The sequence below is a fragment of the candidate division WOR-3 bacterium genome, from assembly GCA_029858255.1.
Classification (GTDB): Bacteria; Hydrothermota; Tepidihabitantia; order SM23-42; family SM23-42; genus SM23-42.
The window spans coordinates 22,991-49,115 of record JAOUFJ010000004.1 but is presented as its reverse complement, the minus strand read 5'-3'; the positions used below and the strand labels follow the sequence as shown (position 1 = coordinate 49,115).

23 protein-coding genes, 3 tRNA genes and 1 other RNA gene are annotated in these 26,125 nt (G+C 48.4%); 8 read left to right on the top strand and 19 right to left on the bottom strand.

All coding sequences use genetic code 11. The features are described from left to right. Window positions 1–12 precede the first annotated feature (12 nt). The 7 genes from OEV79_03295 to OEV79_03265 all read left to right on the top strand — a co-directional run bounded on the left by OEV79_03295 (window position 13) and on the right by OEV79_03265 (window position 5,729). Complete coding sequence (locus OEV79_03295) at window positions 13–741, top strand: geranylgeranylglyceryl/heptaprenylglyceryl phosphate synthase (protein MDH4210453.1); 729 nt, start codon at window positions 13–15, stop codon at window positions 739–741. After that, on the top strand, window positions 738–2,024 hold the full coding sequence (purD, locus tag OEV79_03290) for a phosphoribosylamine--glycine ligase (GenBank protein MDH4210452.1): 1,287 nt from the start codon (window positions 738–740) through the stop codon (window positions 2,022–2,024). The genes OEV79_03295 and purD overlap by 4 nt, the downstream gene beginning before the upstream one ends. Beyond that, window positions 2,021–2,431 carry a 5-(carboxyamino)imidazole ribonucleotide mutase gene (gene purE, locus OEV79_03285; GenBank protein ID MDH4210451.1) on the top strand — a complete coding sequence of 137 codons (411 nt, stop codon included), beginning with the start codon at window positions 2,021–2,023 and terminating at the stop codon, window positions 2,429–2,431. Before purD ends, purE begins: the two co-directional genes overlap by 4 nt. Before the next feature lie 26 nt (window positions 2,432–2,457). Next, window positions 2,458–3,537: an L-threonylcarbamoyladenylate synthase gene (locus tag OEV79_03280; GenBank protein MDH4210450.1), complete on the top strand. Its 1,080-nt coding sequence runs from the start codon at window positions 2,458–2,460 to the stop codon at window positions 3,535–3,537. 5 nt (window positions 3,538–3,542) lie between these two features. Beyond that, window positions 3,543–5,018: an FAD-dependent thymidylate synthase gene (thyX, locus tag OEV79_03275; protein ID MDH4210449.1), complete on the top strand. Its 1,476-nt coding sequence runs from the start codon at window positions 3,543–3,545 to the stop codon at window positions 5,016–5,018. A 121-nt stretch (window positions 5,019–5,139) separates the two neighbouring features. Then, a tRNA-Leu gene (locus tag OEV79_03270) sits at window positions 5,140–5,223 on the top strand. Between the two features lie 8 nt (window positions 5,224–5,231). Further along, complete coding sequence (locus OEV79_03265) at window positions 5,232–5,729, top strand: protein-S-isoprenylcysteine O-methyltransferase (GenBank protein ID MDH4210448.1); 498 nt, start codon at window positions 5,232–5,234, stop codon at window positions 5,727–5,729. A 20-nt stretch (window positions 5,730–5,749) separates the two neighbouring features. Here OEV79_03265 and OEV79_03260 read toward each other — a convergent pair whose 3' ends face one another. The 17 genes from OEV79_03260 to yidD all read right to left on the bottom strand — a co-directional run bounded on the left by OEV79_03260 (window position 5,750) and on the right by yidD (window position 23,105). Continuing rightward, window positions 5,750–7,843: a PBP1A family penicillin-binding protein gene (locus OEV79_03260; GenBank protein MDH4210447.1), complete on the bottom strand. Its 2,094-nt coding sequence runs from the start codon at window positions 7,841–7,843 to the stop codon at window positions 5,750–5,752. Beyond that, window positions 7,815–8,885 (bottom strand): sn-glycerol-3-phosphate ABC transporter ATP-binding protein UgpC, encoded by a 1,071-nt coding sequence (gene ugpC, locus OEV79_03255; GenBank protein ID MDH4210446.1) that lies wholly within the window; start codon window positions 8,883–8,885, stop codon window positions 7,815–7,817. Before ugpC ends, OEV79_03260 begins: the two co-directional genes overlap by 29 nt. Continuing rightward, the gene (gene accD, locus OEV79_03250) at window positions 8,878–9,708 is read right to left on the bottom strand and encodes an acetyl-CoA carboxylase, carboxyltransferase subunit beta (GenBank protein ID MDH4210445.1); all 831 of its coding nucleotides are present in this window, start codon (window positions 9,706–9,708) and stop codon (window positions 8,878–8,880) included. The genes ugpC and accD overlap by 8 nt, the downstream gene beginning before the upstream one ends. A gap of 60 nt (window positions 9,709–9,768) precedes the next feature. Beyond that, a complete protein-coding gene (locus OEV79_03245) occupies window positions 9,769–10,848 on the bottom strand; it encodes an LptF/LptG family permease (GenBank protein MDH4210444.1) in 1,080 nt (359 codons plus the stop codon). Next, complete coding sequence (locus tag OEV79_03240) at window positions 10,845–12,092, bottom strand: LptF/LptG family permease (GenBank protein ID MDH4210443.1); 1,248 nt, start codon at window positions 12,090–12,092, stop codon at window positions 10,845–10,847. Before OEV79_03240 ends, OEV79_03245 begins: the two co-directional genes overlap by 4 nt. Next, a complete protein-coding gene (locus OEV79_03235; protein MDH4210442.1) occupies window positions 12,076–12,846 on the bottom strand; it encodes a hypothetical protein in 771 nt (256 codons plus the stop codon). The genes OEV79_03240 and OEV79_03235 overlap by 17 nt, the downstream gene beginning before the upstream one ends. Further along, on the bottom strand, window positions 12,816–13,595 hold the full coding sequence (locus OEV79_03230; protein ID MDH4210441.1) for a hypothetical protein: 780 nt from the start codon (window positions 13,593–13,595) through the stop codon (window positions 12,816–12,818). Before OEV79_03230 ends, OEV79_03235 begins: the two co-directional genes overlap by 31 nt. A gap of 29 nt (window positions 13,596–13,624) precedes the next feature. After that, window positions 13,625–13,696, bottom strand: a tRNA-Gly gene (locus OEV79_03225). Between the two features lie 24 nt (window positions 13,697–13,720). After that, window positions 13,721–17,794 carry an acyl-CoA dehydratase activase gene (locus OEV79_03220; protein MDH4210440.1) on the bottom strand — a complete coding sequence of 1,358 codons (4,074 nt, stop codon included), beginning with the start codon at window positions 17,792–17,794 and terminating at the stop codon, window positions 13,721–13,723. Window positions 17,795–17,802: 8 nt separating this feature from the next. Next, complete coding sequence (locus tag OEV79_03215) at window positions 17,803–18,417, bottom strand: outer membrane beta-barrel protein (protein MDH4210439.1); 615 nt, start codon at window positions 18,415–18,417, stop codon at window positions 17,803–17,805. A gap of 193 nt (window positions 18,418–18,610) precedes the next feature. Further along, window positions 18,611–19,480 (bottom strand): hypothetical protein, encoded by an 870-nt coding sequence (locus OEV79_03210; protein MDH4210438.1) that lies wholly within the window; start codon window positions 19,478–19,480, stop codon window positions 18,611–18,613. Window positions 19,481–19,816: 336 nt separating this feature from the next. Further along, entirely contained in the window at window positions 19,817–20,608 is a 792-nt protein-coding gene (locus tag OEV79_03205) for a hypothetical protein (GenBank protein MDH4210437.1), read from the bottom strand. Between the two features lie 9 nt (window positions 20,609–20,617). Further along, window positions 20,618–20,893 carry a hypothetical protein gene (locus OEV79_03200; GenBank protein ID MDH4210436.1) on the bottom strand — a complete coding sequence of 92 codons (276 nt, stop codon included), beginning with the start codon at window positions 20,891–20,893 and terminating at the stop codon, window positions 20,618–20,620. 135 nt (window positions 20,894–21,028) lie between these two features. Then, a tRNA-Ile gene (locus tag OEV79_03195) sits at window positions 21,029–21,102 on the bottom strand. Between the two features lie 127 nt (window positions 21,103–21,229). Continuing rightward, entirely contained in the window at window positions 21,230–21,982 is a 753-nt protein-coding gene (locus OEV79_03190; protein ID MDH4210435.1) for a hypothetical protein, read from the bottom strand. A gap of 15 nt (window positions 21,983–21,997) precedes the next feature. Next, entirely contained in the window at window positions 21,998–22,717 is a 720-nt protein-coding gene (locus OEV79_03185; protein MDH4210434.1) for a hypothetical protein, read from the bottom strand. 16 nt (window positions 22,718–22,733) lie between these two features. Then, window positions 22,734–23,105, bottom strand: a complete 372-nt coding sequence (yidD, locus tag OEV79_03180) for a membrane protein insertion efficiency factor YidD (GenBank protein ID MDH4210433.1) — start codon at window positions 23,103–23,105, stop codon at window positions 22,734–22,736. A 351-nt stretch (window positions 23,106–23,456) separates the two neighbouring features. On the opposite strand from yidD, the gene OEV79_03175 reads away from it, so the two are divergent. Continuing rightward, on the top strand, window positions 23,457–24,128 hold the full coding sequence (locus tag OEV79_03175) for a CPBP family intramembrane metalloprotease (protein MDH4210432.1): 672 nt from the start codon (window positions 23,457–23,459) through the stop codon (window positions 24,126–24,128). A gap of 248 nt (window positions 24,129–24,376) precedes the next feature. Here the strand turns inward: OEV79_03175 and rny are convergent, their stop codons facing one another. Together rny and ssrS are read right to left on the bottom strand one after the other, a co-directional pair. Next, window positions 24,377–25,933: a ribonuclease Y gene (rny, locus tag OEV79_03170; protein MDH4210431.1), complete on the bottom strand. Its 1,557-nt coding sequence runs from the start codon at window positions 25,931–25,933 to the stop codon at window positions 24,377–24,379. 35 nt (window positions 25,934–25,968) lie between these two features. Next, window positions 25,969–26,123, bottom strand: a non-coding RNA gene (ssrS, locus tag OEV79_03165) — 6S RNA. Window positions 26,124–26,125 lie beyond the last annotated feature (2 nt).

Below are 26,125 nucleotides of genomic sequence, written 5' to 3'. Positions count from 1 at the left end.
TAATCAGGCAACATGAATAATCGGTCGATCTATGACCAACTGAATAGTGTAAAACCGGGTGTTTTGGGCCTCCTGGACCCGGACCGTATATCGACAGAGGATGTCGGCACCGTGACGAAATTTGTGTGTGATAACGGTGTCAAAGGAATTCTAATTGGTTCGTCTCTCTTGGTGACCCCGCATTTTGACAAATTTGTTCACGCAGTAAGCAGTAATGCAAATTGTCCGGTGATATTGTTCCCGGGTGGTTCACATCAGGTCTGCTCAAGCGCTGATGCGATTTTCTTCTTGTCCTTATTGAGCGGCCGGAACTCGGAATTTCTCATCGGCGAGCAGGTTAAGGCGGTATTTCTTATAAGAGACTGCGGCCTGGAAGTAATCCCGGTTGGCTACATACTGGTCGAGTCCGGAAATTTCACGGCGGTTGAGTACATATCAAATACGAAGCCGATACCGCGAGCCAAGCCTGAAATCGCGGTTGCCCACGCACTGGCTGGACAGTATTTCGGTATGAAATACATCTATCTCGAAGCGGGCAGTGGCGCTCAGAATCCAGTGCCCCATACCATGGTCGAGAAGGTCAGACATAATGTCGATATTCCTTTGATCGTCGGTGGGGGGCTTAGAGAGTATGATGAAGTCAGGAAGGCATTGGACGCTGGCGCGGATTTCGTAGTATTGGGCAGCATCATTGAGCGATCCGAAACCAAATTCAAAGACATAATGAGGAGATTGCGATGAGAATTTTGATCGTTGGTGGTGGCGGACGCGAACACGCTCTTGCCTGGAAACTCAGCAAGGCAAAAAGAGTCAGGAAGATATACGCCGCGCCAGGTAACCCGGGTATTGCCCAGGTAGGGACCTGTGTCGATATCTTAGCATCGGACATTCCGGGCCTTCTACATTTTGCCCAGGAGAAAAAGATAGATTTCACGATCATCGGGCCCGAATTACCTCTGGCAATGGGTATTGTTGATGAATTCGAAAACGCCGGGCTTAAAGTGTTCGGGCCGAATAAGAACGCCAGCCGTATCGAAGCCGATAAATCATTTGCCCGGGAATTCATGGGTAAGTTTGGCATCCCGGCACCGAAGTTTCAAATATATGAAACGGCATCTGAGGCATTGAAATATATAAAGACGATAAACAAATTTCCGGTTGTGGTAAAGGCCGCTGGCCTAGCTTCTGGCAAGGGTGTCTTCGCAGCCAACAATAAGCGTGAATACGAGAAAATTGTCGATCAACTTCTGGTGCAACATAAACTTGGCGAGGCAGCAAATCGTATCGTGGTTGAAGAATTCCTGACCGGGCAGGAAGCATCCGTGTTTGTGCTAACCGATGGCCTTTCGGTCAGCTATCTTCCCTCGTCGCAGGATCATAAGAAGTTGTATGACCGGAACCGTGGACCAAATACCGGCGGCATGGGAGCATACGCCCCGTATCCGGTGAATAAACGTATTTCGAACATCATCGAGAATGTAATTATCCAGCCTACGGTTCTGTCGATGCGGGACCAGGGGCTTGATTATAAAGGTGTGCTTTATGCAGGGTTGATAATAACATCAACCGGCCCCAAGGTATTAGAATTCAACTGTCGGTTCGGAGATCCAGAAACACAGGTGATTCTTCCTCTTGTGGAAAGCGATCTGCTCGGTTCTATGGTCGCAGTGACTGAACGTAAGCTTTCTGACGAGCCGATAAAAGCAAAGAATCTATGGTCACTGTGTGTAGTTTTGGCATCAGCCGGATATCCAAATGATTACCGGGTTGGTGAAGAAATTGAATTCAAGCAGAAACTTGATTCCCGCACGCTGGTATTTCATGCTGGTACCAAAATAGATGAATCGAAATTAGTCACCGCGTCGGGAAGAGTACTGAATGTCGTTACGGTAAGTGATAATCTGAAAGTCGCCAAGCAACGCGCCTACGAGGAGATCAAGAAAATACATTTCAAGGGTATGTACTATCGTAAGGATATTGGCAACACTGGCATGAAGAAGATGAAGCGGAGGAGGCGAAAATGAAAGTCTGGATTTTCATGGGCAGCAAGTCCGACACCGAAACGATGGCACCGGCTGAAGAGTATTTAAAAAAAGGATCTATTCCACACGAAGTATTTATCCACTCGGCTCACCGTGAACCTGACAAGATCAGAGAATTGATCGCCAGGGCGAAAGATGAGGAGGTCATTGCGATCATTGCTGGCGCGGGGCTGGCTGCACATCTACCCGGGTTCATTGCGTCGATGACCGAAATACCGGTGCTTGGGGTACCCATTCCGGCTTCGACCCTGGGCGGGCTCGATTCTCTGCTGTCAATTGCCCAGATGCCCTCCGGAGTGCCGGTAGCGACCTTTGGCATTGGTAAATCTGGTGCCAAGAACGCGGCGTTATTCGCCAGCCGTCTGTATAATCAACTGAAGATAAAGTAGCAGCTTAGACTGCTGTTTCAATATCTATGATCATCAAACTTGCCGAGGCATTCAATTCACTCAGGCGCATAACCCAGATATTGGAGAATAAGGGGATAATAGCAATACCAACTGATACGGTTTACGGCCTTGCAGTCGACGGCGGTGATGAAGCAGCGGTCAGGAAACTCTTTGATACAAAACAACGGGAAGAAAGACCATTTACCCTATTCATAAGCAGGGGTGACATAGACAAATTCGCGGTCCCCGTGAAGAAGAAGATAATAGATTTTTTTGTTCCCGGCCCGTTGACCATTATCGTCAAGAAGAAATCCGACATTTCACTGCCGTATATCACTGATAAGATCGGCATTCGAATTCCTCAAAATGATTTCGTGCTGAAGTTACTCGCAGAGTACCGCAGACCTCTTGCCGTAAGCAGCGTCAACAAGAGCGGCGAGCCGCCAATGATATCACCTTATGACATTATTGAACATTTCACGGAAGTGGGACTTGTCGTCGATGGCGGTATGCTGTACTCACCGCCTTCAACGGTGCTTGATCTTACGGCGACGCCGCCGATGGTAATGCGTAAGGGCGCGGTTCCGATACTGGCGATCGAAAAGGTCTACGGGCGTAGAGTGACGCTGAAGGCTTCACTGAAATTCAATGTGCTGTTTGTGTGTAGTGGGAATACTTGCCGCAGTCCGATGGCCGAGGGCATGTTGAAGACGTTGATCAACCCTAAGTACTGTGAAGTAAGGTCGGCCGGGACGATTGCGATGGGTGGTTTGCAGTCTGCACATTATGCGAGGCAAGTGGTCAAGGAATACGGCGGTTCGATCGACCGCCACCGGAGCAACTACCTTGACCGGGAACTGATTGACTGGGCCGATCTAGTACTGGTGATGGAATTCAAACATTATGAAACGGTGCTGGAAATCAACCCTGATGCGGTGGTAAGGACCTTTCTCCTTCGGGAGTACCGACGCAAGACAAAATATACCGAAGTACCTGACCCGGTTGGCCGTGACCTTGTTGCATATCAGCAGGCGGCGGTGAAGATGTATCCAACATTAAAACGTTTGGCCAAAGATATCGAAGCAAGATTTCGGGGGAGAAGGTAATACCTATGCGGGTTATCCTGGCGGGCTACAATATCGACCTCGACGCCTTGAAAGAATACAGAAAAGGAAATATCGTGTTGACCCCCGAATCCATATCCGCTGCCTACGCGCGGATCAGCCGCAGTCCTAAATCTATCGATGAACTCAGAGAAAATGCGAGGCATGAGGTCGCCAGGGCAAGGGCATCGAATCAGAAGATCATTTTTGAAATGGGGCATCATTCAGTGGCCGAGCACGCAGTTTTTAATTTCGATATCCTTGATATTTCCCGTAAAGCTGTCGAGGAATTCGAGAAGTTCCGCCTGTGTTCGTATACAGAGAAATCACAACGCTACGTGACCCTGGAAGGTGATTATGTAGTGCCGGAAGAGATGCAGAACAAGAATTTGCGCGTGGAATTCAAAGATATGATCCGCCTGCAGAATGAGCTCTATAAATTGCTGTTTGAAAAAATAAAGAACTACAACTTCACCAGACTGCCGAGACTGGACAAAAATTTTCAGGACCGACGTCTCCTGGAAAATTTGGCGAAGGAGGACGCGCGCTATATACTATCCCTTGCGACCCAGACTCAGGTTGGCGCGACCGTGAACGCGCGTAATCTGGAATTGATGATACGGCGATTCGCTTCACATCATCTGGCCGAGATACGGGAACTGGGCAGGAAACTCTTTGGCAGTGTAAAAAAGATCTCACCTTCGATCATTCTCTTTTACGAGGCAAATGATTACGACCAGAAAACCTACGAAGAATTGCTGGACCATACGGCTGGTATCAATAGCACCGGCAAATTGAGACGAGAGCATGAGGTGCAGCTTGTCGACCATACGAATGATGGTGATAACAAAATACTGGCCACGTTGCTCTTCAGTGTGTCGGGCGGGAATTATCTTGCTTGCTTGAGGACGGTGAGGACAATGTCCAGAAGAAAGAAATTGGATCTCTTCAAAAAGGCATGCGGTCGGGTTGAGCTATATGATGTTTTGCTCAGAGAATTCGAATATGCTGATCTTTCTTACTCGCTGATCGTGTCTGCAGGATGTTTTGGACAACTGAAGCGCCACCGTGTGGCTTCAATTGTCTGGAGTGATTATGATCCGAATCTTGGCGTAACCGTGCCGCAGTCGGTTAAGGCAGTCAGAGAGGAGAACGGGTTTCTCCAGGTGGTAGACATGACCGAGCGTTTTTACGATAAACTCGAAAAAAAACTTCCCCGTATCGGCAGTTATATCCTGACCAACGCGCACCGCAGGCGGGTGCTCATGAAAGTGAATCTGCGGGAGTTGTATCACATTTCTCGACTCCGGGAAGATCCGACTGCGCAGTGGGATATCCGTAGCATAGCCCATCAGATGTCGGTTCTGGCCAAGAAGGCATTTCCCATAACGACAATGCTGCTCGGCGGCAAATCTGATTATCCAGAGATCTACCGGCGTTTGTATGGACAGTACCCGCGGGTGAAGGAAGTTCCTGCTCCTTAATCGTATCGCAATATCCAGAATTCCAGTTGTTCCGTTGACTTGAACCTTTCTCTGTGTATACTAACTCTTGACGGATAACAGATACCAGATATCTGTTGACTGTTATCAGTTATCAGGTTAGGCCGGGATGGCGGAATTGGCAGACGCACTAGGTTCAGGACCTAGCGCCCGCAAGGGTATAGGGGTTCAAATCCCCTTCCCGGCATTATTCATGTGAGGACTCTCTTCAAAATAGGCCGCCATTTATTCCGGTATCGCGCAGCAATCGCTGCTGTCGCCTTTGTGCTTCTTGTTATTGCTGCAAATCCTCGCCACTCGATGGCTGGCCACGCTGCGGTCGTGCTTGGTTTGACGATCAGGATCTGGGCTGCAGGTTACATAGGTGGTGATGCCCGGCGCCGAGAATTTCAAGCGGAACATATCATCAGAAATGGACCTTACAGGTATTTGAAACACCCGCTATATATCGGTAATTTCTTTCTCGTGGTCGGTGTTTTGATCCTCTACAACCCGCCGCGATGGATGGGTTTGTTGTACCTGGGTTTGTTCCTGTTAATTTACGTGAGTATTCTTCTCGGCGAGATGGATTACCTGAAAGGAAAACCAGTGCGTGAAGCTTGTTACAGGCTGCGTAACCTTAGAGGAGAAATTTCCACGTGGCTGGTGTTGGTATTTGTTTACGCTGGGTTTCTTGTGCTATTGGTATTGTAAAAGTGCGCGGCTGAGAGTCACTAGTAACCTTCGATTATTGACTCGTCGATCTTTTCGAATTCCTCTTCATACTGGCGGAACCGATCCCTGAATACGTGGGTGTCGCACAATTCGGTGGGCTCAGTGCCTTCAATATATACCTGGTCGATCACCTCAGGACAGGATGGTCTTGCCAGGAGCCCGGTTTGTGAGCAAATGCGGGTTGAGGATAGCCCGGATGAAGGCCTGGGGAATTCCTTGTTCTGCAAGGTATCGATGCGTGCCATGAAATCGCCCCATATCGGCGCGGATGTGAAACCGCCTGTGGCGCCACGGAATATCCTGTCGTTATTGTCATACCCGACCCATACCCCGCAAGCGTATTCGGGCGTGTAGCCGATGAACCAGGCATCACTGTAATTATTGGTCGTCCCCGTCTTACCCGCAGCATTTCCTTTGTAGAATTCACGAACCCGATAGCCAGTTCCTCCATTCACCACGGACTTCATGATGTCGGTCATTATATAGCTGGTCTGTGCTGAAATTCTTCTTTCCGGAAGCGGGTTATTGATCTCAATCAAGGTGCCGTCGTTGTCGGTTATCTTTCTGATCATTATCGGTTCGACCCTTTCACCCAGATCGGCGATCGTTCCGGCGGCACTGACCATTTCCAATAAATTCACCTCGCAAGCGCCCAGGGCCAGTGATACGACCGGAAGCAAGGGCGATGCAACGCCGAGGTTGTGAGCGTAACTCACTACCAGTTCCGGACCGATGCTCCTGATGAGTCGTATCGCAACGAGATTCCTTGAATGTTTCAGGGCATTCTTCACGGTGATCGGTCCCAGGAATGTACGGTCGTAATTAGAGGGACGATAAATGCTGTCCATGCCGGGAATCTCGAGGACGATCGGCAGGTCAAGTACTATATCGGTCGGCGTGAAGCCATTATCGACGGCTGCTGTGAAGACGAATATCTTGAATGCGCTCCCTGCCTGGCGGCGCGCTTGGGTTGCCCTGTTGAACTGGCTCTGGGTGAAATTGCGGCCGCCGATCATCGCTTTGACCTCGCCCGTGTGGTAATTTAGCAGAACGAACGCACCCTGAAGATAGGGTATCGCGGTTATCGTATCGGCGAGACCGATCGAATCGAACTCAGATTTCGGATGGGGTAATCTCTGGTCTTTCTCCAGTTTTGTGAGATGCTTTTCCAGTACCTCTTCAGCGACCTTTTGCATGCGCGTATTCATCGTCGTGTAGATATTTGCGCCGCTTCGATAGAGAAATTCCGGTCCGTATTTAAGCTCAAGATAACGTCTTATTTCCTCGAGAAAATATTCGCCCACGCGCCTTTCCTTCTTCTGTTCGACAACACCGAGCGGTTCATTCACTGCACGCGTGTAATCTTCGGAGGAAATGACCTTGTTATCGAGCATCGCTTTCAGGACGAGGTCACGCCGTTGTATTGCACGTTCGGGCCGTTTGTATGGAGAATAACCTTCTCCTTTCGGCAGGGCGACGAGCAGTGCGCATTCGGTGAGGTTGAGTTCTGATATGTCTTTGTCGAAATAGTATTCGGCAGCGGTGGCGACGCCATAATGCCCCTGTCCGAAATTGATCTGGTTGAGGTACATCTCGAGTATTTCATCTTTGGTAAAAGCGCGTTCAATCCGTATCGCCAGTGCCATTTCTTTCAATTTACGCATGATCGTCTGTTCCATTGTCAGGAACATGTTCCGGGCGAGCTGCATGGTTATTGTGCTCCCGCCCTGTACGATATGCATGTTCACGACATTGATCAACATCGATTTGAAAAACCTCAGCATATCCACACCCCAGTGGCTGTAGAATCTCTTATCTTCGATGCTTATGAATCCGTCTTTCAGGTACTGGGGCACGCGGTCGAGACTCGTTAGTTCCCGTCGCTCGATGAAGAACTGGCTTATCACGTTTCCCTGATCATCGAATACTTTGGTAGAAATGGGTGGTGCGAAGAAAGAAATCGATTCTGCCGGCGGGAGCCCGCTTACTACTGAGTAATAAGCACCGATCCCGAGCCCCAAACAGAGCGGGATCATGCTGACAAGCCCCAGGCGCAAGATCTTTTTATTGAATTTTTTGTTCTGTTTTTTCATCGAAGAAGTAGATCTTTCCCGGGTCGATCTTGAGGATAAACGATTTGCCGACTTGCGGCGCGGCATCCTCGGGAACCCGGGCTGACAACATTGTGCTACCGGTCCGCCCGTGCACGTATAGCTCAGTGCCCATTGGTTCAATGACATCTACGACAATTTCTATTTGAGAGCCCCTGGCAATTGAAAAATCAGTTGGTCTTATGCCTATACTTAATTTGTGATCGGCCATTTTCTCACTTCTCTTGTTGAGAATAAGATTCAAGTCTCTGCTGTGAAAGACAATTGTCCTATTCTTTTTGACAATTGTACCGCCGATAAAGTTCATTGGCGGGCTGCCAATGAAACCGGCAACAAATTTATTTCTCGGGTCCTTGTAGAGTTGCATTGGGTCTGCAACCTGCTGTACTTCTCCATCTTTAAGCACGATGATCTTTTGCCCGAGGGTCATTGCTTCCACCTGGTCGTGAGTTACGTAGATGATTGTAGCATGAATTTTTTTGTGAAGGCGCGCTAATTCGGCGCGCATTTGCACGCGCATCTTGGCGTCAAGGTTAGAGAGTGGTTCGTCAAACAGGAACAGCCTTGGGTTGCGCACGATCGAACGGCCAAGGGCAACTCGCTGTCTTTGACCTCCTGATAACTGGCGCGGTTTTCTCTCCAATAGACTCAAGATACCAAGGGTCTCCGCGGTTGCAACTACGCGTTCTTTGATTTCCTGCTTCTGGTATTTACGCACCTGCAATCCAAATGCCATGTTATCGTAGACGCTCATGTGCGGGTACAGGGCGTAGTTCTGAAAGACCATGGCCACATCTCGATCCTTTGGCGATACATCGTTTACGCGTTGGCCATCTATGTAAATATCGCCAGACGTTAACTCTTCGAGACCGGCGATCAGCCTCAGTGTTGTGGTCTTACCGCAACCTGAGGGCCCAACGAGCACCGTGAACTCCTCGGGCTCGACGGCAAATGAGATATCCTTTGCCGCATAGACTTCCCGGTCATATACTTTTGTAACATTCTCCAGAAGGAGTCTAGGCATGCTTCCAGATAATATTCAGGATTTTGATCAGGGTATTTCTCAGGTCTTTTCTGGACACAACGATGTCTACCTGCCCGTGATCCAGCATGAAATCTGACCGCTGGAAGCCCGGGGGTAATTTGCTGCCAATGGTCTGCTCAATTACGCGCGGGCCAGTGAATCCGAGCAACGCTCCGGGTTCAGCGATTATGATATCACCGAGTGACGCATAGGACGCCATCACCCCTGCGGTTGTTGGATGAGTAAGAATTGAAATGTATGGGATTCGCTTTTGGTTCAATAGGGCCAATTCGGCAGAGGTTTTTGCCAGCTGCATGAGAGAAAGAATGCCTTCCTGCATGCGTGCTCCACCCGATGCGGAGAGTATTATCAGCGGGATCTCTGCCTCGTATGCCCGCCTGATGGCTCGGGCGACCTTTTCGCCAACGACAGAACCCATGCTTCCCCCCATGAAGCCAAAGTCCATTGCCGTGAAGACAATGGGCGTTTCCCCGATCTTTGCCAATCCATAGACGACTGCATCTGTCATCTGCATTTTCTGTTGCGCTTCTTTCAGTTTTTTCTTGTAGTTGGGGAATTCCAGGGGGTCCATTGGTTCAAGGTTTGCATCCAGCTCCTCAAATTGCGCATTATCCAGAAGCAGGTTGATATAGTCGCGGCAGCTGATACGGAAATGGAATTGGCACTTTAGGCAAATCCAGAGGTTCTTCTCGAGTTCCTTTCGGTATAGAATTTCACCGCAGGCCTCGCACTTTGCCCATAGCCCGTCAGGCAATTGCAGCTTGTCTTCCGCCTTGGCTTCGATCTTTTTCTTGAACCACATTGTTCTATTCTAACTTAATTTTGGAGAAATGTCAACATGGCTATTTTCTGAGGCTTTTGCTCAGCGAGGTGCCCTGAGAAACAATATTAGGCCGATGACACCGAATGCTATGTTGGGTAGCCAAGCGGCGAGAAACGGGTTCAGGATGCCGGCAACGCCGTAGGCGCGGCTTGATTGAATGAACCCCCAGTAGACAAATGATAGGCCGATACTTATGCCCAGGCCGACGGCGATCCCGCCTCTGCGCAGGACCACTGAAATCGGGAGGGTTATCAGAAGCAGCACGAGAGTGATTATGGGGTAAGAAAAACGGTAGTTCAGTTCAACCTCCTCTTTTGCGACATCCTGCCCTGCGCGTTGCCTTTTCTTCACAAATGCGGATATCTGGAGGAAATTCATTTCCTCGGCCGGTTTAATTCTCTTCAGGAAATCAGTGGGTTTTTCTGCGAGTTCGGGCATCGTGAGGAGCGAGTGTCTGGTCACAATTTCGTGTTCCAGGGTGTCAAATTGGCGCAGGGTTGCATTTTCAAATACCCAGATGCCGTCAAACCGGCCGTGTGGCGCGTCGACCCGTTTTTTGACCTTGTTGTCGCGGGTCGTCTTCCACAGGATCACATCATCCATGGTGTTGATCCTGCCGTCGAACTTGCGGACGAAATATATCCAGTTGTCCTCACCGTAGTAGAAGAAATTACGGCGCCACAGATCTTCTCTCTTTGGACGCCGGTTTATTCTTACCTGTTCGTGTTCGATCAACCTCGTTTGAGCCCAGACCCCTATTGTTTCCTGAAAAATGAATGTACCGATGGCGATAGCGACCCCTGTCAGCAACAGGAGGTAGAAGAGATTATTGATGCTGAATCCGCTTGTCTTCAAGATAAGCAGTTCCCGGTTCTTCGTCATGATTCCGAACACGAGAAATACTGCGATCATGGATGCAACCGGGATGAGTAGTATGGCATAGGAGGGCGTCAGATACACATAGTATAACATTATGTCCAGTGCCGAGGCATTTTTTGCCAGGAACTTGCCCAGATTATCGAACAGATTGATCACCACATATATGAATATGGAAACGCCAAGGCAGATAACCCCGTAGCGGATGAATTGCCTGAGTACGTAGCGGTTGATGATGCTCATTTGAACAGTTTCCGTAATGGGGAGCGGTCAAGTTCTGCCATCAGGAACATATATAAACCGATGCCGAGCAGAATGAAATTGGGGAGCCACATGCCCCAGAAGGCAGGAAAATTCCTGCGATCGGCAAACTCTTCGCCGGCAATGACGAGGATGTAATAGGAAGAGAATAACAGAACGCCCACCAGGATACCGGCTATTCCGCCACGCTTGAATATATATCCGAGGGGCGCGCCGATTATCAGAAATACTATACAGGCAAAGGCGAGGGAAAACTTCTTGTAATAAGCGACCTCATAGCGTGAAAGCTTTCTCGAATCACCTTCGATCGTCTTTATTCGACGCTCGATCTCAAAGTTTGCTCTGTCGAAACCGAAAACATCGCCCTGAAGATAGCTCTCAATCGCGGTTGTGCCGATACCAATGATCTCGAGCCGCAGGCCGGCGATCTTCTGTTTCGTTTCCCGGATCATATCTTCCAGCCCGTCAACGGTCAGCTCATTTTCATTTCGGTAACTGCGTTCCTTTCTTACCAGATCGGTGTCGAGTTTCATGTTGATTATTTGTTTGTCAAATTGAGTCTTCTGGTATTTGGCGCTGTCGACCAGCTGATGTAGTTCACCGTCAAACAGCGTGAATCGAAGAACATCCTCCTCGTCAAAACTCTTTAACTCACCGCGCGGGGCAGTTATGAGCACGCCATCACGCGCGTCGTAAATAGTTATGTCACGAATGATTGAACGGCCTTCATCTTTCTCGCCAATGTATATGGTGTAGCCAGGAAATTCATTCGTAAAGATACCTTCGGGTAAACGCACGGCCGGCCTCTTGCGTGTTACGTCCAACATTAAATTTCGGACGCGATGATTCGATTCGGGCAGCAGGTAATTATTAAAGAATCCGAGGAACAGCGTGAAAGTCAGCGTTATCGCAAATGGAACGCGCATGATGGAACGAAAAGGAAGACCACTTGTCTTAAGAGCAAGTATCTCATTGTCCTGCGCAGCCCGGCCGAAGCTCATGATGATTGCTACGAGGATTGCCATGGGTGCGCTATACGACAGGATCAGGGGGAGGGTGTAGATGAGTATCTGTCCTACAATCCCTATTGGCAGGCCTTTTCTGACAAAGAGGTCGATTAGCCGGAACAATTCGTTCATGAGAAGGATGAAGGTCAGCGCAATCGTTGAGAATATGAAGGGAGGTATGAATTCTCTGATGAGGTAGCGATCAATGAGCCTTATCAAGGTATCCTTTTGTGACCAATAGATCGAGTGCCCTGGTTGCTGCAAGGACGCTGGCGGTGTGATCAGGCTTGAGGTAGGGATCGAAATCCATTGCTCCGAGTTCGACGAGCCTCATATAAGGGAGATATAGGTAGGATTTTGTGCTTATCTCCTTCATTGGAAAAAGGTTACGAGGATAGAGAGGGTCGACGAGGCGGTCTAAGAGCACAATGAGGTTGGCTATCGTGAGCGTATCTTCTTCGTATGTCTTACCATCAGGGAATAGTGGCAGATAGCCTCTTGATATGCAAAAGACCATTGCGTCGGTTTTTAACCTTTGTCTCGAGGCGCCAGAAATCAATTCCGCCAGGAACCTACGGGTCAGGGTAAGGTGCTTGTCCATATCATCGGCAAGCGGTTGCGGGCTTTTCAGCAGCGCTGCGTATAATAGATCGTACTTCGCGTGCTTGCGGCAGAGAAATATCAGATTCAGATAGATGTTCGGATCGTTAATGCCACGGCCGGCCAGTTTTTCCAGAGTAAGTATTTGATTCTCAGGTTCGTCGAGTTTGGTGTAGCAGTTGAATAAGTAGTAGAGCGTAGAATCTGAATGAGGATGCTCTTTGTGATAGGCATTGAAATAGTTGGCTGCCTCGCGGAATTGGCCGTTCTTGTATGAAATCAACCCTCGCTCAAAATCGGTCTTGCGGTCAAAAAGCGAGGCGCAGCTTGCGAATAAGACAACTACTGCCCAGATATAATAACGACACGGCATTCTCTTAGCAGTTCCAAATTACTCTGAGAACCATGTACACGCCTGGCATCAGGCGATGAGATCTTGATATCGGTGCGGTGAGGACCCATTGTTGCGAGGGCTTTGATTCTCAGCGGGTTTTCGCCAATTAATGGATTATCAGAAAGTCCGGATTCGATGTATTGCACTAACCCTCTATCTATAACGTGGTGAGAGTCGGCAAAGTCGATAGAGTATACCTCCTGAAATTTCTCATTGTAGACTCTCGGGAAAAAACAGGAGGCAATGTTCAACCTGCTGCAATCGATAATGATACTCGTATATTTTGCCGTCTCAATTTCCTTTGGCTTCAATTGTAATCCTGCGGGATGTTTCTTGTCGGCCGGCCATTCTTGTCCGCAGGTTGGACAAAGCACCGGTACCACCATCTGGACTGGCTTTTTCTCGGGGAGGATCAAAGAAATGATCGAAGGTTTCAGCGCCAGATGGAATCCAAATTCGGTCGTGCCGTCCGTGAGATAGTACTGGTCCATCTTATACCGGTGGAGATGTTCAGTCAGGGGTTCCCCGCGGTCGTAAGCGAGGAGGAATTCACCGACCGTGCTTGTTGCATCATACTGCAAACTGTAGAGTTCATTTTTCAGCAGATCGAACGCTTGCTCCTGATGGGTCGCGGATTCCTTAAGAACATAATTCTCCCAATCCATTTCGGCAAAGCAAATTTGTCCAGAAGTGGCGACAATTATCAAGAACATAAACGTATTTCGCACGATACCTCCTCGTCAATGAGAAAAATTAAAGCGGGCGACGGGATTCGAACCCGCGACCCTCGGCTTGGGAAGCCGATGCTCCACCACTGAGCTACACCCGCAGCGTCCGAAAATTATATGCTAAACTAACTGGTTGTCAAGGTTACCACCCGCTGGTGCGTTCTGGCTTGTGCAACGAAGGTTTCCAGCCGCATGGTGTCGACCGCATGGTCGAGACCATCGACAGATAGATTAAAGAGCGGAAAATCACGGTAATCATCTTTGATCTTCTTGTAGATAGACGTGACAGTATTCCCCGGCATGCAGGTGAACGGCATTACATTCACGACACCATCGAATCCTTCCTTGATGAAATCAATGGTTTTGCCGATAGTCATGACCGCTTCACCCTCCAGGGTTGAGTGCATATAAGAACTGGCATGATCGAAAAGTTTATGCACCGAAGCCTCCGGTTGGAGACCGAGAATGCCAAATATCTTTTTCTGACGGTGTTTCATATAGCGGTCGAATATTTTCGTGAATATTACCCTGCGGTATTGTCGGAACCAACGACAGTTACGTACTCTGGTGAAATTCAGATATAGAAACCACTCACCGATGGACGGTAAAGCTATCTCGCAGCCGAGGCCTTCAAGCCGTCTGATCACAAAATTGTTGCTGAATTCCTGAGAGCGCACGTAGATCTCCCCAACAATACCAATCTTCGGTTTATCGATGCGGTCAACCCGAATTGCATCAAAATCTTTTCTTGCCTCACGAATCAAAGGAACAATACTTTTTCCCCTTTCGATCAGCATGCATAAATCGTCGAGGTATCTATTGTATATCTCCTCTGTTCGTCCGGCATGTGCTTCGTATGGTCTTATCTCTCTTGCCCTCGCCTCTAACGCATCGACCGCGCATACGCCGTCCCATGCCGACGTGAGAAAAGTGATTCCCATTGTGCCGAGGTCATCAAACAAGCTCGGACCCTGATTCGGTGCATAGATCGGAATATCTCCGTGTCCCAGCTCGTCGAGAATGATGCGATGCAGTCTGTAGTACTGTCCGAAGCGACAGGGACCAGAACCTTGAGCCATAAAGAATCCGCTGCTCTGTGGGTCAAAGTCAGGTGAGTTTATCTTCTTTACCATGTCACCAGCCGTGATGATGGCCGGGATGCATTCTCGACCCGAGGTATACTGCCGGCCAATGCTGATAGATTCTTCATCGGGCTTGGGCAGAACCTCAGCATCGATGCCAGCACGCTTCATTGCGCCGGCAAGGACACGCGCGCCGTCGCACATATATGGCACGTATATTGTTCTTCCCTCTTTTACTTCGCTGCGTTGATTTATTTTTCTTGGCGCGCCGGATCTACTCGCGCCTCTGATGCTATCCAAAAATGCTTCACATCTCGTTATGAACCCGGCATCACCGGAGTGCTCATCTATTTCAAGCAGCAGGAATGGTTTGGCCCCGAGCTTTTCTCGGAAGAACCGGGTGAGGAAGGAATCGGGCCCGCAGGCGAAATTAGATAAATATACCGGGAAAAGACGTTCATCTTTTCTGATCAGTTCGGCCGCCGACATGATACGTTGGCCATAATGCCAGTACATGTTGCTGAAATCTGTCTTGATTGATTTGTAGTCCAGATCAAGAAAATCGAGCGGTATAGCCAGTACTCCGAGATCGCGAAGTTTCTTTGGTAAGTTCAGGTTCATTCCCACGTCAAAACCATTGTATGGTCTTGAACACACAACAAATGCCGTGTGTTCTATTTGCTCCATTACATCTCTGCCGAGTTTCTTGATCTCGTTTTGAATATTGACCCAGTGATTCAGGGCTTTTTCTATCGCCCTTTTTACCTCTTTTTTTGTTTTGCCGACATCCTTGCCGAACTGTACCAGGGATTCCTCGACGCCTGCCTGCCCCCGGTCGAAATGCAGATAGGGTGCATGGACTACGACTTCTTCGCCAAACACGGCCCTCGTGAGGTAAGGGAGTGCTTGGACGTACGGACAGACATAGCTGCGCGGAAAAATCTCATCCTGGGGCTGCATGGTAATGACGCTTGGTATGAAGAGCCGGTCAATTCCCTTGCCGAGCAGGCTTTGTATCTGACCGAGGGCAACCTTGACCGGCAAACAAGTGTCGGCAAGCGCCAGTTCAGATCCATATTCAATCACCTTGCGTGTCGTCGGTTCGGACAGGACCGGATTAAATCCCAGTTGTTTGAGAAATTCGTAGAAAAAGGGAAACAATTCATACATGATCAGACATCTCGGCACACCGATTTCGGGTCCGGTCGTTTGTTCCGTTCTGAAAAAGATATCATTGCGAAGTTTGAATAGATCTGGAATTACCTTGTCATTTTTTTTCTCTTTTTCTTCATATTTTCCGCAGCGACCGCCATAATGGATAATCTCCTCGCCGGCGATAGCTATTTCATTTATTTCACATGCGTTGCTACAGTCCTTGCATGTGAATGAAATCGAGGTGTATGATTTCGATGCAAGATTGAGGCCTCTGAATTTGGTGCGCTTAATGCTTGAGTCGCGCACGATCAGGGCTATGCCAATCGCACCGGTCACATCGTAGTTGGGAGGAACTACGATTTCTTTTTGCAGTACTTCCTCGAATGCTGAGACAACGGATTTGTTCGCTGCTACCCCACCCTGGAAGAATATCTTTTTGCCTATTTCCTTGCCGCTGACAACGCGGTTGAGGTAATTGTACACTATCGAATAGCCCAGGCCGGCAAGCAGGTTTTCGCGCTCTTGTGTATCTTTTTGTTGATGTATTACTTCAGAATTTATGAATACTGTGCATCTCTCACCGAGATTGATCGGTGATTTTGCCTGTAGTGCAAGGTCACCGAATTCTTTCAGCTCGACGCCGAGAATTTCGGCCTGCTCCTCGAGGAACGAACCAGTACCTGCGGCACAGACTTTATTCATTTCAAAATCGACGATCGTTCTGTTGCGCAGACTTATGAATTTGGAATCTTGCCCGCCGATCTCGAATATCGTATCGACCATAGGATCGATCTCGAATGCCGCCCTTGCCTGGGCAGTTATTTCATTCTTGATGATATCGGCACCTATGAACTCGCCAATCAGATACCTTCCAGAGCCCGTGGTCCCGGCGCCGGCAATATCAACCTTGTCCCCGATCTCGGAGCTCAGTTCGGCCAGTCCTTCCAGTACCACCTCGATCGGCCGTCCTCGGGTCCAGAGGTATTTGCGTCCCAGGACGTTTCCCTCTTCGTCGATAAGTACAAGATTGGTCGAGATTGATCCCACATCTATGCCCAGATAGGCAGTTGTTTTTTGAGCCGGGATGGTCGAAGATAGCGTAGGAGGCCTGCGCATTTTACCATCCAGCGGTGGCAGCCGTTTCACTATTTTTGGCAGGGCAAGCCATTCGGCCAGTTTGTCATGACCCCTATATGTCGATTGAAGATTCGATTTTCTTGCGGCGAGCACGGCGCCTATTGCACCTACGGAGTTATGGTGTTTAGGGACCAGCAATTGCCCTGGTGAAATTTGCAGTGTTTCATGGAATGCCTTTATCATACCTTTGTTTGCGGCCACGCCGCCGACGAATGCTACGGGTGTTTCGATCTCTCTTCCTTTGGCGATCACGCTCTTGAAATTGCGGGCCAGGGCAAGACACAGCCCGGCGATCAGATCGTCGGGGGCGGTTCCAATCTGCTGTAAATGGATCATATCGCTCTTGGCAAAGACTGAACAGCGCCCGGCAATGCGGGCCGGCTTCTTCGCCCGCAGTGCGACGTCACCTAAATCATCAATATCATAGCATAATCTTCTGGCTTGTTGATCCAGGAATATGCCGGTCCCGGCAGCACATATCGTATTTGATGCAAAATCCCGTATGCCTCCGTTGACGTTGATGAGTTTAGAATCTTCGCCGCCGATTTCGATGATCGATCTCACCTCGGGATGGAAATGCATTATCGCGGCTGCAGTAGCTTCAACTTCGTTAATACGCACTGCACCGAGCAGATCGGTCAGGGGTTCGACCAGACTGCCGGTCATGACAAGCCGGTCAATCTTTTCTGCTGACTTTAATATACTGAGCAGCAGATTATAAGGCTGCCCTTGGTGTTTTATGTATCGGGTCTGAACAAGCCTGCCGTTTGAGAATTCGGCGAGCTTGATACTCACTGAACCAATATCGATGCCGTATTCGTGCATCAAGAGGACTATGGTGCGTAATAAAAGCCGACTGAAAAATGATAATCAACATTCTCTTCTGTGCGGGTTTCGGTAGCCGCATCATCGGCCTGGGCATTGATGTTTGCAGTGAATTCAGGCATGATTCTGAATTTGAGTAGTTTTATCTCAGCACCGAGTCCGAGTATCAAAAAGACATTTGTGTTAGAACCCTCGATGGGCGTTTCCACAACGAGACCGTTAGACTCAAGCCTGTTCGTACCGTTGAATTGGACATTGATACCGACACCGGCACCAACATAAGGGGATATCAGTGGTAACATGCCCGCTTTTAATGAAAGAAAGAACGGAAAATATAGATTGTTGTATGAAATGGTATGTTTGACCGATAACACGTCGCGGCTGTAATTCGTTGTTCTGAACTGTGCACCCATATCAAGGGCTATCAAGTTCAGGATGTCGGTCCCCATTCCGAAGCCGAAATGCACGCCCGTGCCCTTGAATTCAACAAGTCCGTCATCAAGGTTGTATGTTCCCGGGTTGAATCCGAACTTAACGCCCACCCTGGTGCTTATTGGTGCTGATAAACACTGGGCATAGGAGAATATTACTACTGTAAGCATTAAGAATAACACTTTTCTCATTGTTCCTCCTGAGACGTTATTATACATTGAAAAATGGGTGAAGTCAATTACGGCAGGTTGGGGTCAGGTCTTGACTATTGACAATTGCGTACAATGGACGAATTTACTTCTTCTTTATCTGGACATACAACCAGGGGGGATATTTTGGACTGGCGAAGAGATTTGTCAATAGTCAAGACCTGACCCCATGCACCTAATGGGCGATGAGACGCAGATCCGGCACGCTCTGGAACCAGGTTTCTACCTGGAGAGTACCGGTCGTCGTATCTGCATCAAAGAATTTGGCAAGCGCGTAATGCTGCTCCGTATTGAGGTATACGCCGATGTACGTTGTATCATCTTCTATACCATTCATGCATTTGAAATATGTGGTTGGTGCGAAATTGGGCAGTATCGCCTGCGGGTCAAGCAGCGGGTCTGAAAACCAGTTTTGACGCCATTCAGCCTGAGGAACTGAAGTGCCGCCTGGATCATCGACGGCGGTATCCGGACTCGCAATGTACCATGGTGCTGGCCATGGTCCGCTGGGGGAATCATTCGCGAAATTAGTGACATAGAAGTCAACAAGCGGAGCATTTGAAGCATCGGTGATGGCATAGAGAATACCGCTGAAATCTTCGACCAGAGCCCACCCATATCCTGATTCTCCAGCTGCGTTCAGTTCCGAAATGAGAACTATATCGGTGTGAACGGGTATGGTTGTCACGGTATCTGAACCGTATTCAGTGTTGCCGAATCTTGCGGCTACATAGTAGTCTCCGGTCGATCCTGCCGGGTCATGGGCATATTCCATGGTGTCGCCGTTGATCGTTGCGCCGAGAACGAAATCCGTGGCGTCGAATTCCCGGAAGTAGATCATGTAATTACCGGGTGGACCGCTGGATGGCTCTTCCCAGGAAAGCAGGACCTCCTGTCCGTAATTGGTTCCGGTGAGCACAACATTTAAGGGCGCGCTGCCGTCCCCTTCACCCTCGCATCCTGATAGTACAACGACAGCTAAAATGCCCACACTGAGGCTCAATAATCTAATAGATTGCTTCACAATTCCTCCTTGGTTCTTCATCGCGTGAATTATACATGCAAATCGGGCAGAAGTCAACTGAGGTAGGCGTAGAACGAGTGCTTTGTATCTCCGCTATTGGGTTGATGTACATGCCTATACTTTTTTATTCTTCGAGTGAGCGAAGTGCATCGAGAAGTATTTGCGACAACTCTGGGGTCAGGTCTTGACTATTGACAATTGCGTACAATGGATGAATTTACTTCTTCTTTATCTGGACATACAACCAGGGGGATATTTTGGATTGGCGAAGAGATTTGTCAATAGTCAAGACCTGACCCCATGACACGCCAAAAAAAAGGGCGGGCAATGCCCGCCCTTTTCTCTAAAAGGTGTGTACTATTGCGTGACCACCCAACGCAAACCGGCAATTGGTTGGTAAGCAACGTTGAGCACGGCCATATAGGGTCCAGTGCCAGTGATGCTGACGACTTTTATCTTTCCAAAGTAGTCATCGACCGCACCCCAGTTCGGCGGACTCGGATCGATCCAGAATGAGAGAACCGCGTTGTTGTTCAGAGTTCGCTGAGTATTGTACAAACCCACGCCGGGTTCGGCGGCGATCTCAAGGGCATCATAGTCATTGCCGCTTGCGGCCGTGGTGTTCTCCTCGTCATTGTAGGGGGTTGGCTGATGATCGCCTGGAGACACGATCGTCAGGTTCACGAAGTTAGCATCGTCAAAATAGAAATCGATGAGCGGATGATTCGTCGTTTCGCTAAGTGCAAGAGTTATGCAGCTACCATCTGATGCAAAGCCGATACCGCTCGGGTGATCTGGATCAGGGTCGCTGTTGCCGTAAACGGTAATGCTAGCTGTTTCAACCGGTGTACAATCAACCTCGTCTGTAGCACTTTCGTCCTCGCCGGCATATGCAGAAACTCCGTAGAATCCTGCAGGCACGGTCGCGTCGTAGTCTGTTCCTGTTGTCGAATCGATCAGGATTCCGTCCGCATATATGTAATAGCCGTCGGCGCCATCTACTGCATCCCATTCCAGAGCCAGGGTTGCGCCAGCGTCAATCACATCATATGTTACGTTTGGCGCTTCTAATCCGTCTCCTTCACCTTCACAGCCGATAACGATCAGAAGTGCCGACACCGCAAGAGTAATGCCTATCAGTTTTTTCATATCTCCTCCTTACTTTTGAGTGGGTGGTTTCACGCCACCACTTGGCGTGGTTGGTTTGGTTACAGTTGCGCCACCTTTGTGGTATTTATCCATGTGCATATTGTATTGTTCGATGAAAGAATCCATCGCAGCTTGCATATCTGCAACGTCGGTCTGAAGGGTTTCCACCTGCATCTTCAGGGCATCGAATTCCTCTTTGGTCGGACCTGCCATGCCTTCTGGAGGCTGGCACCCGATCACTGTCAGGCAAGCAACTATCACCAGTAGTGTTGCGATCCTAATCATTTTTCCTCCTTTTTCTAACACTACCCAGGGCAAAATCTACTGCCCTTATTTCCTATTCTAATGTTGCACCGTCATGGGTGCAACTCCTTTGTGCCGGATATAGAAACACATTCATCCTTTCTAACTTTCCGGTCATGGGCCTAAGTGGAATCGAACCACTCACCTCACGCTTATCAGGCGTGCGCTCTAACCAACTGAGCTATAGGCCCGCTTGTCCGCTGAATTGAGCCAAATCAGCTACAACTTGGACAAATGCCTATTTGAGCTATTATACATACTACTCAGTTTTTGTCAAGACCGCAGCTTCGCTGCAGCGCTGCGTCGCTAATGCATATCTCAACGTGGGTCAACATCATGCTCAAAATATGGTTTAACAACGTTTTTTCGCCACTCTGTGATATATTTTTCATTGTATTCGAGAGCCGATTTTTGGGCGTTGTTAAGGGACCCGAGGTAAAATCGGTTGACGAGGAAAAAGAATATCAGACTCGCATCGACATACTTTTGCTGTTTAACAGCGTTATAGAACAGGTATCCAGAACCGAGATTGACGAGAAAATCCATGATTCCGCGACGCAGATTGCCGGCATAGATCTGGCCTGAACCTGGCAAGAAGAGTGACAGCAGAAGAGCGGTTTTTTCGGATTTCATTGGATGCTGCAAGAAATCTTCAATTTTCGCCGCCATTTCATAGTTTCCGTTCCTGAGGAATGTATTACGTGCATTGATGAGTTGATCATCCAAGAGATATGCGACACCGAGGAGATCATTGTCCTCTTCTTTTTCCAGCAGATTTGTCGCCAGATAATATCGGCCGGCTTCCATGTATTTTGTGGCGATTTCATCGATCACGCTGTCTGGTAGCTCTGGAAAGTCATTAACAATGCCATATAGCTCTTCGATGCCGCTCAGTTCGTCGCTCTCGAGCACGGATATCGCATAATTCAACCTTGGTCTTAGTTCCTGTCTGAGTTCAGGGTAGAAGAAAAAACATCTTAGATATTCGATACGCGCGGCATCATGATAACCGTGCGCGTATAGCGAATCAGCCAGAGTGAGTTGAGCGCACAGCGCGAGCAATATGCACATCGTTACGGATGATGGCTATTCTCTGAGGATGATCTGCTGAAGATATCTCTCATTTTCATAGTAGTTGTAGTTGCGTACCGAATTGATGCCGCCATAAATATTGCCGGCGTAGAACAGTATCGCAGCACCGAGCGAAAAACCGAATTTGACTTTTTCGTCCCGGTCATAATAGTAATAAGAAAGTAACGCTGCGGTGCCAACGACGAGGAATGAATAGATCCCGTCACCAAATCGCCCGGTATAGAAGTGACCCCCGCCCGGCACGATCGAAAAAAGAGCTCCAAGTGCCGGTTGTTTGTAGGAAGGCGGGTTCTCAGGGAGCGGGATATACGCGGCGGCTTTATCGAAGTTGAACTCGTAAGCGTATCCCAGGCCGATCAACCTGCGCGCATCACCGTCATATGGAATGTCAACCGACTCGAGATATTTACGTGAGGAATCCAGAGCCCCCGACGTGAAATAGACCAACCCTTTGGTGAAATTGCGTTTATTTGCATCGGCGAAGTTATCTGCGGCGACGATTGCCTCTTCGTATCTTTCCAAACGTGTCAGGCAGTCGACGATCCTTTCATGGATATAAGTTTCGACTGAATCGGTGAGGAATTGATATCTGCGGTATTCACCCAGTGCAGCAGTGTAGTCCTCCCGGTCATAGAGATAGTCGGCAAACGCCTGAATATTATGGGGTTCGAATAAATCAACCTTGCCAATGAGAAGAAATATCAGAATTATCATACTCAAAGTACTTTACTCAATTTCTCGCTTTGCTCACGGTATCTTTGCGCTGATGCCTTTGGATCGGCTTCAGTATGAAGTTGTTTTCAATGGGATCGTAGTATTTACGGTCCTTTATCCCCACATAGTATTTGTTAAAAGATTGATGCACCCACGGATTGCAGCGAAGCAACCGGTCTGACGCCATTAGCGAACCCCAGAAGATCCCGTGGGTGTCAATTGACTTGCTGGCGAAATGAGAGCAGGAAGGGGAGAAGTTGCAGACATCACCCTGAGATGGAGATATCAATGTTTGATAAAGTTTTAAGAAAGTACCCGTGACGATCTTCACTGGATTTGTCTCGTGAGGTGACTGAGTCAGGAGAAGTGCGATCAATACTACCTTCATGCGAAATTGTAGGCAAATTAGAGGGGAAATCAAGGGACTATTCACATGAAACGTCTGTCGTATTCGTAACTCGTATTCGTGAAACACTGATACTGAATACGTTATTCTCGCTAATTTCATTATGCCCGTTGATTTCGTTAATCCCGCTAATCTCGTTAATTCCGTTAGTATCAACGCTGAATCGATATTTTTGGTCATTTGTATTTTGAGATTTGGATTTGTTTAGGATTTCGAATTTAGTATTTAGTGTTTGGCTTTTGGAATTCAGTTATACCCACCGATGATTTTCTTTAACTGCTGGTATGTGTGAAAGGTCCTTGATTGATACGAAGTTAGGTGTATAATGAAGCCATGCTGAAAATTATCAGGGATTATGCAAATGAGTTGAAGAAAATCGACCGCGAGGCCCTGGTTATCGCAATGTACTCCACGACGATACTGCTTTTTGCCATGTTCATGCGTCGAACCCACTTCATTCTTCCACGGGAGATATTTATGGAACGGCTACTCGTGGTCGGTACGCTTTACGGTATAGCGCCTTTTGTTCTTCTCGTTGCTTTCAAGCGATCGCCGAGAGATTACGGTATCGCCCTCGGTAACCCAAAGGTATGGCTCAGGGATGTTCTGTTTTACTATCTGATATTCCTGGTTATTCTCTTCGTTGCTTTCAGATTCACGAACCTGAAGCATGTTTATCCGCTGTACCGCAAGGCGACGCAGGGTATGGGGTATTTCTTCTTCTATCAAATGGTGCAGCTCTGGTACATGATAGGATGGGAGTTTTTCTTCCGGGGTTTCATGCTTTTCGGGCTTGAGCGGAGTTTTGGCCGCATGAGTGTGCTCGTGCAGGCGATTGCATTCGGGCTCGCACACTTCAAGAAGCCGCAGCTCGAGGCTTACGGCGCGGTCATTGCCGGTATATTTCTTGGGTTGATCGCCCTGAGGGCTCGCAGTTTCTTGCCGTGCATTATCCTGCATTTTCTTATTCTTCTTACTGCGGATGTGATGGGGATTTTGCTTTGATAAAAGACGTTAATCTCGTTTAGTTCGTTATTACCGCTAATATCGTTTATACAAAATTTCGAATTTGGAAATGCGAATTGCGAAATTAAAAAACCGTCAATCTCGTTGGTATCATCATCGACGTATTTTTGTTTGGGATTGGACAAGATTGGCTCTACATCATTCCGTTTCGTTCTTTCTCAGCCTCTTATCTTCTCAATTTCTATCCTATCAAGTTTCTCACCTTCTTGACTTCTGTGTCCAGGAGTTTATTTCGCCGTTTCGACCACCCTCTTTTCACGTATCACGGTGACTTTTATCTGCCCTGGATATTGTGTTTCCTTCTCAATGCGGCGCGCGATATCATGGGCAAGGCTTTCGGCCTCGATATCGGAGATCTTCTCGGGATGCACCATCACACGTATTTCACGCCCTGCCTGTATCGCAAATACTCTCTCAACTCCATCAAATGACGAAGCAAGTTCTTCGAGCGTGTTGAGTCTTTTTATGTATGCTTCGATCGTTTCACGGCGTGCGCCGGGCCTGGAACCAGATATCGAATCTGCAATTTCGACAATTGCCGCGTAGGATGACATGGGTTTCACTTCTTCGTGGTGAGCGGCAATTGCATTGGCAATTATCTCGCCTTCTCCGAACTTCCCTGCAATTTCAGCTCCGATGTGTGCATGGGAGCCTTCAAATGTGCCATCGGCGACCTTGCCCAGATCGTGCAATAATCCCGCACGCTTCGCGGTCGTTTGATCCAAACCCAATTCCTGGGCAAGCAGTGCGGACAAGGAAGCGACTTCTCTTGAATGCTGCAATAGATTCTGACCATAACTGGTGCGATATTTCATCTTACCGAGGTATTTAACCACCTCTGGCGCGACCCCGATGATGCCGAGTTCGAGTACTACTTCTTCGCCAGTGTTTTTTATGATACCCTCGATTTCCTTTCGAGCGGTCTGTACAACGTCTTCGATTCTTGAGGGATGTATTCGACCATCCGTGATCAGTTTCTCCATGGAAATACGGGCCACTTCTCTCCTGATAGGGTCAAAACAAGAGAGCGATATCATTTCCGGGGTGTCATCAATTACAACCTCGACGCCGGTAAGATTCTCGAAAGCGCGGATGTTTCTTCCTTCACGACCGATGATGCGACCCTTCATCTCGTCCGAAGGGATCGGGACCACGGATATTGTTGTATCAGCGGTGTGTGCTGTTGCACATCGCTGAATGACCTGAAGTATCACTTCACGGGAGCTCTCTTCAGCCTTTGCCTTGGCTTCTTCTTTTATTTGATTGATAAGTGATGCGGCTTCATGTCTGGCCTCGGCTTCGAGATTTCTCATGAGCATTACTTTTGCCTCATCCTTTGACAGATTCGCGATTTTCTGCAGCGCTTCATTCTGCTCCCGGATCATCTGATCGAATCTCTCGGATTTTGCATGGATTATTCTTTCCTTGTTCTGGAGATCATGTTGCATCGTCATCAGTTCCTTTTCACGGTCGACGATCAGATGCTCATGCCTGTCCAAAACCCGTTCTTTTTCCGACAGCCTCTTCTCAGCCCGGTCGATTTCCTTGCGCCGTGAGGCTGTTTCCTTTTCAAACTTAACTTTTTCCTGATACCAATGCTCCTTGGCAGCAATGTCGGCCGCTTTGCGGCTGTTTTCAGCGTCTCTTTTTGCTTCTTCTATTATGCGGTTTGCTTCGAGCGAAGCGCTTGCCAATTTTGATTTGCCAAAACGTAGATACAAGAAAATTGCTGAAACGACCGCCAGAATTAAAATGGCGATTGCGATAAACGTATAGGTTATCATAAAGACTCCTTACCTCCCCCGGAGGCAATTTTATAAAGCTCCCCGCAAGTGCCGTGTGGTAAAAAGTCTTTGAACCCAAGGTTAAGGTGGGTGCCAGTCGAATTCGGGTAAAATCCCTGATCGAACTTGGCTCCCTTAAGATGGGTGTTGGCTCAAGACTTCATACCGATCACGGGCACTGCAGGGAACGAA